The sequence below is a fragment of the Sphingobium psychrophilum genome, from assembly GCF_012927105.1.
Lineage (GTDB): Bacteria > Pseudomonadota > Alphaproteobacteria > Sphingomonadales > Sphingomonadaceae > Sphingobium > Sphingobium psychrophilum.
In genome coordinates, this window is the sequence record NZ_JABBFV010000010.1 from 105,287 (window position 1) to 119,264 (window position 13,978).

Sequence of the window (13,978 nt, forward strand, 5' to 3'; positions counted from 1 at the left end):
AGTATAGCATGAAGATCAGACGGCGGCGACTTCCGCCACATCGACCTTCACGCCTGGACCCATCGAGGACGACAGGGCGATCTTGCGGACATATTTGCCCTTCGAACCGGTCGGCTTCGCCTTGACGATCGCATCGACGAAGGCGTCGAAATTCCGGCGAAGATCTTCGGCCGAGAAGCTCGACTTGCCCAGGCCCGCATGGATGATGCCAGCCTTTTCGACGCGGAATTCGATCTGGCCACCCTTGGCGGCCTTCACGGCTTCGGCGACGTTCGGCGTCACAGTGCCCAGCTTCGGGTTCGGCATCAGGCCCTTTGGACCCAGCACCTTACCCAGGCGACCGACCAGGCCCATCATGTCCGGCGTCGCAATAACGCGCTGGAAATCGATGTTGCCGGCCTGGATCGACTCCAGCAGATCCTCGGCGCCCACGATGTCGGCGCCGGCGTCGAGCGCCTGCTGAGCCTTGTCGTTGCGGGCGAACACGGCGACGCGAACGTCCTTGCCGGTGCCTGCGGGCAGGGTGACGACGCCACGGACCATCTGGTCGGCGTGACGGGGATCGACGCCCAGGTTGATCGCGATTTCGACGCTTTCGTCGAACTTGGCGGTGGCGTGGGTCTTGATCAGGCCCAGCGCCTCGTTGACGCCGTGCAGCTTTTCGCGGTCAACCGCGGTGGCCAGGGCCTTCGCCTTCTTGGTCAGCTTTGCCATGGTCTTAGCCCTCCACCACATCGAGGCCCATCGCGCGAGCGGAGCCTTCGATGATCTTCGTTGCAGCGTCGATGTCGTTCGCGTTCAGATCGGCCATCTTGGCCTGCGCGACTTCGGCGAGCTGGGCGCGGGTGATCTTGCCGGCGACGATTTTGCCCGGTTCCTTGGAACCCGACTTCAGGTTGATCGCCTTCTTGATCAGGAAGGTGGCAGGCGGCTGCTTCATCGTGAAGGTGAAGCTGCGATCCGCATAGACCGTGATGATCGTCGGCAGGGGCGTGCCCTTGTCGACATTGGCGGTCTGCGCGTTGAACGCCTTGCAGAATTCCATGATGTTCACGCCGCGCTGACCCAGGGCTGGGCCGATTGGCGGGGCAGGCTTGGCGTCTCCGGCGGGCACCTGGAGCTTGATATAGCCCGTAATCTTCTTGGCCATTGTCACTCACTCTATAGCTGGGCGCGTCCAAAGATACGCCCGGTTCAAGTTTAGCGGTCGAACGGCTGCCGTAAAAACAGCCTCCCGCATAGAATCCGGCCACCCAGGGGCAGCACGGAAGCGCGGGCCTATAGCGATGTTCGTTCAAAAAGGGAAGGGGGTCCGTCGGACTGGCGGGAAATCGCTGCCAAGGCCCGCATGTCCAGTCCATCTTGCCTGCGCAAGCGAGCGGCGCAGCTCATTGTCTTCAACACGGCACCAGGGATGAACGGGTTCACGCGGAGGCGCGGAGACGCAGAGTGGCAGCTTCATTTCTCCGCGTCTCCGCGTTTCCGCGTCTCCGCGCGAACAAAATGGACGGTCGATGGCGGGATAATGCCATCCGGGCTTGCCTCAATATTTTCCGCGCAGATGCGCAAAGGTCGCAGAGCCAGAAGAGGTGTCTTTGCGCCCTCCGCACGAACATTTCTCTAATATCACAACGCGATGATGCTGACTTATGCGGCGGGTTCCCCGGCGAAGGCCGGGGTCCAGTTCTGACCGTAGGACTGGACCCCGGCCTTCGCCGGGGAACAACACGCTATAGGTTCCTATCAATGCATCTTGGTATAACGCCGCCCCAGGCAAGGATCGCAAAAAGCAAAAAGGGTCGCCAACCCTGCGGCGGCGACCCTTTTTGAAATCCGTCCTGCGACCGGTTACTTCGACAGTTCGACCTGCTCGAAATCCAGTTCGACCGGGGTGGCGCGACCGAAGATCGACACCGACACCTTGACCCGGTTCTTTTCGAAATCCAGTTCCTCGACCACGCCGTTGAAGCTGGCGAAGGGGCCGTCCAGAACCTTGACGCTGTCGCCGATCTCGTAATCGACGCTGACCTTGTGCTTGGGCGCGGCTTCGGCTTCCTTGCGGGCACCGAAATAACGGGCGGCCTCGCCTTCGCTGATCGCCTGCGGCTTCCCCATCGATCCCAGAAAACCCGTCACCTTGGGGGTGTTCTTGATCAGATGGTAGATGTCGTCGTTCATCGCCAGCTTGGCCAGGACGTAGCCGGGCATGAACTTGCGCTCGACCTGGACCTTCTTGCCGCGCTTGACCTCGGTCACCGTTTCGACAGGCACTTCGACCTGTTCGACCAGTTGGGTAAGGCCCATGCGCTCGGCTTCGGACAGGATCGATTCCTTGACCTTGTTTTCGAAGCCCGAATAGGCGTGGATGATGTACCAGCGCGCCATGTTACCCTTTCAAAATCTCAATCAGGCCGGCCTTAGCGATTTACTTGAAAATCGCGCCAACAAAAACTCAAGCGATTTACTTGAAAATCGCGGCACCCAAAAACTCAGGCCCGGCCTGCCGCGACGCCCAGCAACCACTGGACGATCGCACCGAAGAAGGTGTCGATGCCAAAGAAGAACAGGCCCAGCAGCGTAGTCATGATCACGACCATTACGCCGGTCATCATGGTTTCGCGGCCGGTGGGCCACACGATCTTCTTCGCCTCGGTCTGCACCTGATTGACGAATTCGCCGGGGGAAACCTTCGCCATCGCCTGCCTCTGCACTTCTTAAACCAACACCAAATCGCGAAGCAACAGTCCGCCCTCCCGATCCCGCCCTATCAGGCGTCCGGGGGTGCGGCCACTTGCTCCGCGACCAAATTCGCCGGCCTGTTCGGCCGCGATTTCTTAACCGGCGCCCGCTGGCCGCCACCTCGAAATCGCTCCGCCGCACTTAGCCGCGAACCCCAGCATATACAAGGGTTCGCGGCCAGTTCGCTTGGCAGGAGTGGAGGGACTCGAACCCACGGCATTCGGTTTTGGAGACCGACGCTCTACCAACTGAGCTACACTCCTACACTGGCCTAGCCAGCGAAGGAGGGCGCTTTAGCGCGGGCTGACGGGGAGGGCAAGCGCGATTATGCCGCTTTTGCGTCTTGCGGCGCGACGCTGGTGTCGGCGCTGGTCTGGCGCTCGGCTTCCGCGTTGATCTGGGCACCCAACAGCACGATATAGGCGGAAACGAACAGCCATAATTGCAACACCACCACCGCGCCCAGCGACCCGTAGGTCTTGTTGTAGTTGCCGAAGGTGGAGACGTAGAAGGACACGCCCAGCGTCGCCACCAGCCAGAACAGCGTCGCCGACACCGATCCCACGGTCAGCCATTGCCATTGCGCATGGCGCCGGTTCGGGCCGAAGCGGTAGATCAGGCCGAAGATGATGCTGGCCAGCAACCCCGCGCACACCCATGTCGTCGCCTTGATCGCGAACAGCACGCCCGGTCCCCAATTGGTCAGGAAATCCTGCAACAGACCGATGATCGTCGCGGTGAACACGCCCACCACCACGACCAGCACGGCCGAAAAGGTGATCCCCATCGACGTGCGATAAAAGCGGAAGATGTTGCGCCCTTCCTTCTGCCCATAAACGATGTTGAGCGCCTCCATGATCGCCGACGCGGCCCGCGTCGCGCCATAAACGGCGATCGCCAGCGCCAGCAACAGGCCGAAGCCGATCGCGGGCTTGCGCGTGCTGACCACGCCCAGCAACTGGTCGTTGATCAGCGACGCAGCATCGGCCGGCACCACGGAAATGATCGCCTGCATATGCCGCTGCACCAATGCCGGATCGCCGAACAGGCCATAGGTCAGCACCACGGCGGCCAGCAGCGGCGCGATCGACAGGAAGGCGTAATAGGCGACGCCAGCCGCCAGCAACCCGACATGATTGCCCGACAGCGCGCCATGCACGCGCTTCAGAATTTCCCACCACGCCCGCGGCGGTATCTTCCACGGCGCATCCACATGCACCTGCTGCGCGACTCTCTGCGTCATCCGCTTCCCCTGCTGACCATATAAGGCAAGCGCGTGAGGCGGCGGGGGGTTCCCGTTATGTCCTAAAGGAACACCCCGCCCTTCATGATCCGCCGGGCGCGGCCCTGTACCGGCAGGCGGTCGAAGGGCGTGTTGCCCGCCGCGGCCGCCATCTTGGCCGAATCGACAATCCACGGCGCGTCGGGATCGACGAAGATCAGGTCGGCGGCGCTTCCCGCCTTAAAGCCGCCCGCATCGACGCCCAAAATCTTCGCCGGATTGGCCGACAGCAGCGTCATCAACCGGTTGATCGTCACCTGCCCATCACGGACCAGGTTAAGCGACAGCGCCAGCAGCGTCTCCGCCCCCGCCATGCCGGGCGCAGCGTCGGCGAAGGGCAGGCGCTTGTCCTCCGGCCCGCGCGGATCGTGGCTGGAGGTTATGACGTCGACCGTCCCGTCCGCGACGGCGGTCAGGCTGGCCTGCCGGTCCCGTTCGTCCCGCAAAGGCGGCGACAATCGCGCGAAGGTACGGAAATCCGTCACCGCCTGGTCGTTGAGATAGAGATAGGCCGGGCTGATGCCGCATGTGACCTTCAACCCCTCCGCCTTGGCGGCGCGGATGAGGCCGAAGCCCGCCTGCGTCGTCACCAGCCGGAAATGGATCGCCGCGCCTGTTTCCCGCACCAGCATGATGTCGCGCGCGATCGCCAATGCTTCGGCGCATGCCGGGGCGTGGGGCAGGCCCAGCCGCGTCGCCGTCTCGCCGCTGGTCGCCACCGCCTTGGCGGTCAGCCCGCTATCCTCCGCATGGGCGATGACGGTCAGGCCCAGCCCGCTGGCATAGGATAGCACCCGCAGCATCACGCCCGAATCGCTAATCCATTGACGACCCGTGCCAACTGCCTTCGCGCCCGCCATCTGCATCAGGCCCATTTCAGCCATTTCCTGGCCCTGCAACCCGCGCGTCGCCGCCGCGATCGGATGGACCCAGAAATCGGGCTTGCCCGCCCGCGTCGCCTGCCGGATCAGCCCCACCTCGTCCAGCGGCGCACGCTGGTCGGGCATCAACGCCGCGCGCGTGATCCCGCCAAAATGGAAGGCCGGCTTGTCGGTGGCGAAGACGCCGAGGTCAATGAGGCCCGGCGCAACCACCAGCCCCTGCGCATCGACCCGCTGCGCGTCATCGGGCACCGCGACATCGCCCGCCGCGACGATCCGGTCCCCCTCGATCAGCACGACGCCGGGCGTTAGCGCGTCACCCGCGGGATCGGCCAGCCTGCCGTTGATGATGGCGATCTTGCTCACGCTTTCATTCCCTCAAACCAAACACCGTCATTCCCGCGAAGGCGGGAATCCATCTCCCGACCTCGCGAAAGCGGACAGAGTGGGAGATGGATTGCCGCCTGCGCGGGAATGACGGAAAAGGATGGAAGGCTCACGCCCATCCCTCCACGCCCCGCGCCCCGCGCGTCAGCACGTCCAGGCACGCCATGCGCACCGCCACGCCCATAGCCACCTGCTCGGTGATCGCGGAGCGTTCGGGATGATCGGCGACCGAACTGCTGATCTCCACGCCCCGGTTCATCGGCCCCGGATGCATCACCAGCGCATCGGGCTTGGCGATGGCCAGCCGCTCCGGCGTCAGCCCATACAGCGCATGATATTCGCGCGGGGAGGGGATGAAGGCCCCGTCCATCCGCTCATTCTGGAGCCGCAGCATCATGACGACGTCGGCACCCTCCAGCCCCTCGTCCATCCGCGTAAAGGGCGTCGCCCCCAGCATCTCGACCTCTGGCGGCAACAGCGTCGGCGGCGCGACCGCGCGCACCTGCGCGCCCAGCGCGGCGAGGCACAGCATGTTCGACCGCGCCACCCGGCTATGCAGCACATCGCCGCAGATCGCGACCACCAAACCCTCGAACCCGCCCTTGCGCCGCCGGATGGTCAGCGCGTCGAGCAGCGCTTGCGTCGGATGCTGATGCCAGCCATCGCCCGCGTTCAGCACCGGACAATCCACCTTGTCTGCGATCAGCCGCACCGCGCCTGAACTCGCATGGCGGATGACGATCACATCGGCCGCCATGGCGTTCAGCGTCATCGCCGTGTCGATCAGCGTCTCGCCCTTCTTCACGCTCGACGTGGCCGCTGCCATGTTGACGACATCCGCGCCCAGCCGCTTGCCGGCAATCTCGAACGACAGCAAAGTGCGCGTGCTATTCTCGAAAAAGGCGTTGATCTGGGTCATCCCCGCCAGCCGCCCGTCATGCTTGCGCGCCCGGCCCTTGTTCGCCTGCGCCCAATGCTCCGCCTCATCCAGCAGGAACCGGATTTCCCAGGGCTTCATGTCCGCAATGGACAATAGATGCTTGTGCGGAAACAACGCCCGGCCTGTCAGCTCGGGTGTCGCGTCGGGTATGAAGATGTCGGGCATGAACCGGTGCTTTAGGGAAGGCGGCGGGGGAGGGCAAGGCGTCGATGGGGGCGCTTACCCCCGCCCGCGCCATTTCCCGAAGATCGCCTTATCCTTCAACACCTCCCGCGCCGCATTATGCCCCGGCGCGCCGGTCACGCCGCCGCCCGGATGCGTCCCCGCGCCGCACATATACAGCCCCTTGACCGGCCCGCGATACGCGCCATGGCCCAGCACCGGCCGCGCCGCCCACATCTGGTCCAGCGTCAGATTGCCATGCATGATGTCGCCACCGACCAGCCCGAACTTGCGCTCCAGGTCGAGCGGCGAATGAATCTGCCGCGCGATCACGCTCCTGGCAAAGCCTGGCGCGGACGCCTCCACCGTCGCGATGATCTGATCCGCCGCCGCTTCTCGCTCGTCGTCCCACGATCGCCCGTCGGGTAGCTCCGGCGCGAATTGCTGGCAGAACAGGCTGGCGACATGGCATCCTTCCGGGGCCAGACTGTCATCAATGGTGGACGGGATCAGCATCTCCACGATCGGCGCCTTCGACCAGCCGTCGCGCTTGGCGTCCATGAAGGCGCGATCCATATAGTCCAAAGTCGGCGCGATGATGATGCCCGACTGATGATGCTCGCCCACACCGGGCAGGCAGGTGAAGTCGGGCAGGGCGTCCAGCGCCACATTCATGCGGAACGTCCCCGATCCTGTCTTGAACGCCTTGATCCGCTTAGCAAAATCGGCCGGCCGGTCGCCTTGCGCCATCATCTGCTCATACAGCAATTTCGGCCCGACATTGGCGATCACCGCGCCGCCCATAACCTCCTCGCCACTCTCCAGCCGCACGCCCACCGCGCGCGCGCCATCCACTAGCACCGTCTCGACCGGCGCCTCCAGGCTGATCTCCACCCCCATGGCGGTCACGACCTTGGCCATGATCTGCGTGATCGCGCCCATGCCACCGACCGCATGGCCCCATGCGCCCTTCTTGCCGTTCACCTCGCCGAACACATGATGCAGCAGCACATAGGCGCTGCCCGGCGTATCGGGACTGGCATAATTGCCCACCACCGCGTCGAAGCCGAACGCGGCCTTCACCGCTTCGCTCTCGAACCAGCTGCCGAGGAAGCTGCGCGCCGATTTGGTGAACAGGTCCAGCACGTCGCGCTGCTGCTCGATCCCCAGCCCCGCGACCCGCCGCCCCTGTTTCAGTGCCTCGACAATCATGGTCAGGCCATCGCCGACATTGGGCGGGCTTTTCAGCACCAGGTCGCGCAGCACATCGGCCACCACTTCCAGCGCGTCATAATAAGCTGGCAGCGCGGCCGCGTCTTTCGCGCTGAACTTCGCAAACTCCGCCTGCGTCCTATCCAACCCGCCACCAAGCTTCAGGTAGCCGCCGTCCGGTTGGGGCAGGAAATTGCTGATCGGCCGCTCGATCACGCGATAGCCGTGATCGACCAGTTGCATGTCGCGGATGACCTTGGGATTGAGCAGGCTGACGGTATAGCTGGCGGTCGAATTGCGGAACCCCGGATGGAACTCCTCCGTCACCGCCGCACCGCCCACGACGTCGCGCCGCTCCAATATGCGGACCTTATATCCCGCCCGCGCCAGGTAGAAGGCGCAGACCAGCCCATTATGCCCGCCCCCAATGATGACGGCGTCGTAGGATTTCGTCATGACATGCCTCCTACATCCGTTCGTTTCGAGCGAAGTCGAGAAACCCGTGCGCCACTCATATCCTGCCGCTCCACCCCATCCCCGGCGCGCGATGCAGCCGCGCCTGCGGGATCACAGCGCGCACCCGACCGCAAAAATGCCGCAGCGCCACTTCCTGCTCACTAAGCGGCCCGACGGTGAAACTCGCCGACCCCATTCCCGCCTGCACCCGCGCGACCAGCGCCGTGTCCTCAGCATTGACCTGCCGGTTGATCCGCCAGTTGAGATAGCGCGCCGCCTTCATCTCCCGCCGCGTGTCGGGTAGGGCATAGCTGATCTCGCGGATCAGCGTCTGCGTCGGCGACACCGGCAGCCAGGCCATGAAATCCACCTGATCGGGATAGATGTCGAAGGCGAAATTGGGCCACAGCTTATAATAGGTCCACAGCCGCTGCCGTTCGGGCGGCAGATGCGGCACGTCGGGCAGGAAATGCTGATAGGCCCGCTCGGACAGATTGGCCGACGGCCGGTCCACTATCGGCCCCCACATCTTGTCGGCATGGGCGGATGCTTCCACGCCATAGCCATCGCCCATCAGCCGCTTGAGGCCGGGATGCGCCACCGCGATATGCAGCCCGTCCGAATAATTGTCGCCGATATTCTTCCAGTTCACTGACCGCGGCCGCAACGTCACCCGCCCCAGCGCCCGCATATCCTCGAACCGATAGGCGACGATCTCCTCCACATAGGGCGCCATCATCTGCGCCACCGACGGCCCGCCATCATCGACCAGCCGGACAAACAGAAAACCCTGCCAGCTTTCCAAGTCGACCGGCGTCAATCCATGATCGGCCATCGCGAAAGTCGCGCCATAGCTGGCCTTCATCGGCACGCCGGACAGCCGTCCGTCCGTCTCATAGGTCCAGCCATGATAGGGGCAGACCAGCTTCTTCGCGCACCCGCTAAAGCCATCCACGATCCGCGCTCCACGATGGCGGCACACATTGGTGAAGGCCCGCACCGCCCCATCCTCGCCGCGCACCACGATCACGCTCTCGCCGATATAATCGAGCGTATGGAAATCGCCGGGGGCAGGGATGTCGCTTTGATGACAGACGATCTGCCAGGCCGGGCGAAAGATGCGCTCCACCTCGACCGCGAAAAATTCAGGATCGCTATAGGTCCAGGCGGGCAGGCTCCACTCGGTATCCGGGTCCGCCATCCTGTCGATCTGCCCTGCCACGTCGTCAGGTTTCCCTAGCGTCAATCAATAATTTTACGATCGTATAAGAGAATGACGAGGAAAGCCATCGCAAATCGATTCAACTGTCCAGTTCGTTGTCGCTTTTGGCATCCGCCTGCGCCCCGTACCGCCGCGCCAGCATGGCGCAGGCCATCAACTGGATCTGGTGGAAGATCATGATCGGCAGCAGGATCGGCCCCACCGCTGCCGCCGGGAACAGGACGCCCGCGATCGGAACGCCCGACGCCAGGCTTTTCTTGGACCCGCAAAATTGCAGGACGATCGCATCTTCCCGCGACAGGCCCAGCATCCGCCCCAGCGCCAGCGTGAACAGCAGCACGACCGCCAGCATGGCGATGCACAGCCCCGCCAGCACAAGCAGTTCCTCACTCGACACCCTGGACCACAGCCCCTCGACCACCGCGGCGGAAAAGGCGGCATAGACCACCAGCAATATCGACCCCCGGTCGACCCGCCCCAGCATCGCCTTGTGCCGCGTCACGAACCCGCCGATCCAAGGCCGCAACAGATGTCCTATGATAAAGGGCAGCAACAGTTGCAGCACGATCCCCTCGATCGAAGACAGCGAGATCAGGCTGCCGCTACCACCCCTCTGCATCAGCAGCGCGACCAGCAGCGGCGTCAGGAATATGCCCAGCAGGTTGGAGAAGGAGGCGCTGACCACCGCCGCCGCGACATTGCCCCGCGCGATCGCGGTGAAGGCGATGGACGATTGCACCGTCGATGGCAGCAGCGCCAGGAACAGCAGCCCCGCCCGCATATCCTGCGGCACGAAGCCGAATCGCCCGATCAGCAGCCCCAGCAAGGGAAAGGCGACAAAGGTCGTCGCGAGCGTCGCCAGGTGCAATTTCCACGCCTTCGCCCCGCTCCATATCGCCTCGCGCGACAATTTTGCGCCATGCAGGAAAAAAAGCAGCACGATCCCCGCGTCCGCGACGATGCCCGCGATCCGCGCGCCATCTCCCCGCGCCGGCAATAAGGACGCTAGGGCGACGGTCGCTAGCAGCAACAGCAGAAACGGGTCCAGGGCTTGGCGCAGGCGGTTCATCATCAACTTCGGTCAGGCGACAGGATAGGCAGGGGGATAGACGCAGGCCATGGGATGCGCCAACAACTTCGCCTTGGGCCAGGGCAAGTTGGGCCAATATATAGGAGAGGCTGACGATGAGCGACCATATCGCGATCGTGGACAAGGCAGGCGTGATCGAAATCCAGATCGACCGCCCGGACAAGAAGAACGCGCTGACCGCGACCATGTATCGCGCCATGACCGCCGCGCTGGCCGACGCATCCGCGCGCGCCGATATCGGCGTAGTGCTGATCGCGGGCCGGGGCGACGCCTTTTGCGCGGGCAACGATCTCAAGGACTTCACCGCCGGGCCGGAGGGCGGGGCCGCCGCCTTCGACTTCATCCGCGCCATCGCCGCCTTCGACAAACCGCTGGTCGCCGCGGTGCAGGGACTGGCCGTGGGCGTCGGCACGACGATGCTCTTCCACTGTGACCTCGTCTATGCTGCGCCCGACACGCGCTTCATCATGCCCTTCGTCAATCTGGGCATCGTGCCCGAAGCTGGCTCCAGCCTGCTCGCGCCTGCGATCATGGGCCATGCCAAGGCGGCGGCGATGCTGTTGCTGGGCGAACCGATGGATGTCGACGGCGCCGACCGCGCCGGCCTCATCACCGCCATCGTCCCGGCCGACGACTTGCTCGACCATGCCCGCGCCAAGGCGGCTGCTCTCATGGCCAAGCCGCCCCAAGCGCTGGCCGCCACCCGCCGCTTGATGAAGGGCGATCCCGCCGTGCTCAATGCCCGGATAGAGGAGGAAGCGCGGTTGTTCCGCGAGACCCTGGCCTCGCCCGAAGCGCAAGAAGCCTTCGCCGCGTTCTTCGAAAAGCGAGTCCCGGTGTTCCGGCGGGACTAACGAAAATGCCGCCGTTCGTTTCGAGCGCAGTCGAGAAACACATAGCGCATCCCTAACGCTTCTCGACGGCGCTTGAAGCGAACGGATGATGGCTAATGCAGCGCGCTTTTCCTTGGCTCAAGCCGCGCCTTCTTCCGCTCGAAATTGATCTCGCTCACCACCACCGCTGCCACGATCAGCAGGCCGCCGACCAGCGCCGTCGGCGGCAGTCTTTCGCCCGCGATCCGGCCGATGATCCCGGCCCAGACCGGCTCGCCGGCGTAGATCAGCGTCGCCCGCGTCGGCGACACGGTGCGTTGCGCCCAGTTCATCACCAACTGGATCAGCGCCGTCATCGCGCCCAGGCCGCAAGCGCTCAACACCACCAGCCAGGAAAAGGGCGGCACGCTCTCGCCCGCCGGTCCCATGCAGGCGAAAGCGAGCAGGGCGGTCACCGCCAGTTGCACCACCGTCACCCGCGCGACATTCACGCTCCCAGCCCACAGGCTGATGAAGATGATCTCCAAAGCGATCGCGACCGTGCTGAGCAGCGTCAGCAATTCCCCGGTTCCCAGCGCCAGCCCGTCCCTGGGCGCGGCGATCAGCAGCAGGCCGACAAATGCCAGCGCGACCCCGGCCCAACTCGCCAACCTGGGCCGCCGCCGCAGGATCACCCACTGAAGGATCGGCACCAACGGCACATAGGCTGCGGTGATGAAGGCCGACGTGCTGCTGCTGATCGTCTGCAAACCCCAGGTCTGGAGCGAATAGCCCACAAAAATGCCCAGCCCGATCACCAGTCCCGCCAACAGTTCGCGCCGGGTCAGCCCGCGCAGCACCGGCAGGGCGAGCGGCAGCGTCAGCAGCGCGGCGGTCGCAAAGCGCAGGCCGACGAAGAAAAGCGGTCTGGTTTCGCGCATCGCATGATGCACGATCAGGAAAGTGCCGCCCCACAGGATCGTCACACCGATCAGCGCGAGTTCTGGGCGGCCGATCATCAGGCGGCTTTCTGCGGGCTTGTCGGATAGTTCGTTGTGCAACATAATGCACAGCGTCCTATGAGCACTATATTGCACAGTCAAGACGCGCCAGCGCAGGATCAGCGCCCGGACGTCCTCGCCCATGTCGCGGGCAATGTCCGCGCGCTGCGTACCGAACGCGGCTTCAGCCAGGATGGTCTGGCGGCGCAGGCCGGCGTCAGCCGCCGTATGATCTCCGGCATCGAAAGCGGGGAGGCGAATGTCAGCCTGTCGACGCTCGACCGGCTGGCCCAGGCGCTGGGCGTCAGTTTCTCGCGCCTCGTTCGCCCGCCCGACATGCGCGACAACAGCCGGATCGACAGCTTGGCCTGGCGCGGGCAAAGCCTCGACAGCCGCGCTATCCTGCTCGGCACCGTGCCCGCCGCGCGGGAGGCAGAGCTATGGACCTGGTCGCTGGCCGCGGGGGAAACCTACTCCGCGCAAGCGGACGCCGCCGACTGGCATGAGATGCTCTTTGTCATGGAAGGCATGCTAACGGTCGAAAGGGAAGGCGCCGACCCCCGGAAGGTGGTAGCCGGCGACTTCCTGATCTTCACCAGCGACCGGCCCTATTTCTTCGCGAATCACGAATCAGGGCCGGTGCGGTTCGTCCGCAATGTAGTTTTTTAGAGGGACGGTAGGCCCTCGCCCCCCTCACTCATTGCGCAGGTCGCTGCCCGCCTCTTCCAGCGATGCACCGACGTCACGTTTCGCTTCGCCCGCCTCGCGCTTGGCGTCGGCCGCGGCCTTGTCGGTCGCTGCGCCGATCTTGTCTGCGCCATGGTCGATCGCGCGGCCGGCATCGTCCAAGCCGTTGTCGATCTTTGCGCCGGCGCTGTCGACCGCATTGCTCACGTCGCTGCCGATGGCCGATCCGGCATTGTCCAGATTGTCCTGCGCCTTTTCCGAGCAGGCGGACAGGCCGGCGACGGACAGCAGGGCGGCGGCGGCGATAAGGGAAGTACGCATTGTGGCTCCTCTAGCCATTAAAAGGAGCGAGATAAGCGCAGGAGGCGGCAGAAGGTTTCCCGGCCAGTGCTTATCCGCCGCGCAAACCGAACACCATCGACCGGTCAGCTTCTGGGATCAGCCCTTCCAGCACGCGCCAGAATCCAGTGACCGACCCCTGTCCCGCCTGCGCATAGGCCGTCGCCATCTTCTCGCGCAGCGCGCGGAATAGCTCCGCCTCCAGCGCCTTGCCCGACGGGCTGAGTCGCAGCAATTTTTGCCGGCGGTCGCTCGCGCCCGCCCGCGTCTCGATATAGCCGCGCTCGACCAGGTCGCCCAGCACCCGGCCCAGCGATTGCTTGGTGATCGCCAGCAATCGCAGCAAATCCTTGACCGTCAGGTCCGGCTGGCGCGAAATGAAGTAGAGCGCGCGATGATGCGCCCGGCCCAGCCCCTGCGCCGACAGGCTCTCGTCGATCGACCGGGTCAGCGCGGAATAACCGAAATAGAGCATCTCGATTCCGCGCCTGATCTCATCCTCGCGCAGGAAGAGGGGGGAGGCGGGAGAGATGGGGGCGGGCGAGGCGGGGGAACTGGAAACCGACATGAAGGGGTGTGATCCGGCAAAGTGACAAAGCGCATAGTGGCGTCACGAAACTAGCATGACTAGGCTTTCCTTTCGCCGATGACACGTTATATGGCGGTCCGCGCCGATATGATCGGCTCTGCTGGGGCGTCGCCAAGTGGTAAGGCAGCGGCTTTTGATGCCGCCATTCGCAGGTTCGAATCCTGCCGCCCCAGCCAATT

15 protein-coding genes and 2 tRNA genes are annotated in these 13,978 nt (G+C 64.3%); 3 read left to right on the forward strand and 14 right to left on the reverse strand.

Features of this window, described 5'->3' with window-relative positions; genetic code table 11:
- Positions 1–15: 15 nt before the first annotated feature.
- The 11 genes from rplA to HHL08_RS14915 all read right to left on the reverse strand — a co-directional run bounded on the left by rplA (position 16) and on the right by HHL08_RS14915 (position 10,350).
- Positions 16–714, reverse strand: a complete 699-nt coding sequence (gene rplA / locus HHL08_RS14865) for a 50S ribosomal protein L1 (RefSeq protein ID WP_169573935.1) — start codon at positions 712–714, stop codon at positions 16–18.
- 4 nt (positions 715–718) lie between these two features.
- Positions 719–1,150, reverse strand: coding sequence for a 50S ribosomal protein L11 (gene rplK / locus HHL08_RS14870; RefSeq protein WP_169573936.1), 432 nt, complete (start codon positions 1,148–1,150; stop codon positions 719–721).
- A gap of 698 nt (positions 1,151–1,848) precedes the next feature.
- On the reverse strand, positions 1,849–2,385 hold the full coding sequence (nusG, locus tag HHL08_RS14875; RefSeq protein WP_169573937.1) for a transcription termination/antitermination protein NusG: 537 nt from the start codon (positions 2,383–2,385) through the stop codon (positions 1,849–1,851).
- A 104-nt stretch (positions 2,386–2,489) separates the two neighbouring features.
- The gene (gene secE, locus HHL08_RS14880) at positions 2,490–2,696 is read right to left on the reverse strand and encodes a preprotein translocase subunit SecE (RefSeq protein WP_066603991.1); all 207 of its coding nucleotides are present in this window, start codon (positions 2,694–2,696) and stop codon (positions 2,490–2,492) included.
- Positions 2,697–2,926: 230 nt separating this feature from the next.
- A tRNA-Trp gene (locus HHL08_RS14885) sits at positions 2,927–3,002 on the reverse strand.
- Positions 3,003–3,064: 62 nt separating this feature from the next.
- On the reverse strand, positions 3,065–3,982 hold the full coding sequence (locus HHL08_RS14890; RefSeq protein WP_169573938.1) for a YihY/virulence factor BrkB family protein: 918 nt from the start codon (positions 3,980–3,982) through the stop codon (positions 3,065–3,067).
- A gap of 62 nt (positions 3,983–4,044) precedes the next feature.
- Positions 4,045–5,268: a dihydroorotase gene (locus tag HHL08_RS14895; RefSeq protein ID WP_169573939.1), complete on the reverse strand. Its 1,224-nt coding sequence runs from the start codon at positions 5,266–5,268 to the stop codon at positions 4,045–4,047.
- 130 nt (positions 5,269–5,398) lie between these two features.
- On the reverse strand, positions 5,399–6,394 hold the full coding sequence (locus HHL08_RS14900) for an aspartate carbamoyltransferase catalytic subunit (protein WP_169573940.1): 996 nt from the start codon (positions 6,392–6,394) through the stop codon (positions 5,399–5,401).
- A 54-nt stretch (positions 6,395–6,448) separates the two neighbouring features.
- Complete coding sequence (locus tag HHL08_RS14905) at positions 6,449–8,059, reverse strand: phytoene desaturase family protein (RefSeq protein ID WP_169573941.1); 1,611 nt, start codon at positions 8,057–8,059, stop codon at positions 6,449–6,451.
- A 55-nt stretch (positions 8,060–8,114) separates the two neighbouring features.
- Complete coding sequence (locus HHL08_RS14910) at positions 8,115–9,260, reverse strand: aromatic ring-hydroxylating oxygenase subunit alpha (protein ID WP_169573942.1); 1,146 nt, start codon at positions 9,258–9,260, stop codon at positions 8,115–8,117.
- A gap of 100 nt (positions 9,261–9,360) precedes the next feature.
- Positions 9,361–10,350, reverse strand: a complete 990-nt coding sequence (locus HHL08_RS14915; RefSeq protein WP_169573992.1) for a bile acid:sodium symporter family protein — start codon at positions 10,348–10,350, stop codon at positions 9,361–9,363.
- A 116-nt stretch (positions 10,351–10,466) separates the two neighbouring features.
- On the opposite strand from HHL08_RS14915, the gene HHL08_RS14920 reads away from it, so the two are divergent.
- Positions 10,467–11,225, forward strand: a complete 759-nt coding sequence (locus HHL08_RS14920) for an enoyl-CoA hydratase-related protein (RefSeq protein WP_169573943.1) — start codon at positions 10,467–10,469, stop codon at positions 11,223–11,225.
- A 92-nt stretch (positions 11,226–11,317) separates the two neighbouring features.
- Here HHL08_RS14920 and HHL08_RS14925 read toward each other — a convergent pair whose 3' ends face one another.
- Complete coding sequence (locus HHL08_RS14925; RefSeq protein WP_169573944.1) at positions 11,318–12,247, reverse strand: DMT family transporter; 930 nt, start codon at positions 12,245–12,247, stop codon at positions 11,318–11,320.
- Between the two features lie 15 nt (positions 12,248–12,262).
- Between HHL08_RS14925 and HHL08_RS14930 the strand changes: the two genes are divergently transcribed.
- A complete protein-coding gene (locus HHL08_RS14930; RefSeq protein WP_169573945.1) occupies positions 12,263–12,853 on the forward strand; it encodes a helix-turn-helix domain-containing protein in 591 nt (196 codons plus the stop codon).
- Between the two features lie 24 nt (positions 12,854–12,877).
- Here the strand turns inward: HHL08_RS14930 and HHL08_RS14935 are convergent, their stop codons facing one another.
- Together HHL08_RS14935 and HHL08_RS14940 are read right to left on the reverse strand one after the other, a co-directional pair.
- Positions 12,878–13,192 (reverse strand): hypothetical protein, encoded by a 315-nt coding sequence (locus tag HHL08_RS14935; protein WP_169573946.1) that lies wholly within the window; start codon positions 13,190–13,192, stop codon positions 12,878–12,880.
- 70 nt (positions 13,193–13,262) lie between these two features.
- Positions 13,263–13,778 carry a MarR family winged helix-turn-helix transcriptional regulator gene (locus tag HHL08_RS14940; protein WP_169573947.1) on the reverse strand — a complete coding sequence of 172 codons (516 nt, stop codon included), beginning with the start codon at positions 13,776–13,778 and terminating at the stop codon, positions 13,263–13,265.
- A 122-nt stretch (positions 13,779–13,900) separates the two neighbouring features.
- On the opposite strand from HHL08_RS14940, the gene HHL08_RS14945 reads away from it, so the two are divergent.
- Positions 13,901–13,975 (forward strand) — tRNA-Gln (locus tag HHL08_RS14945).
- Positions 13,976–13,978 lie beyond the last annotated feature (3 nt).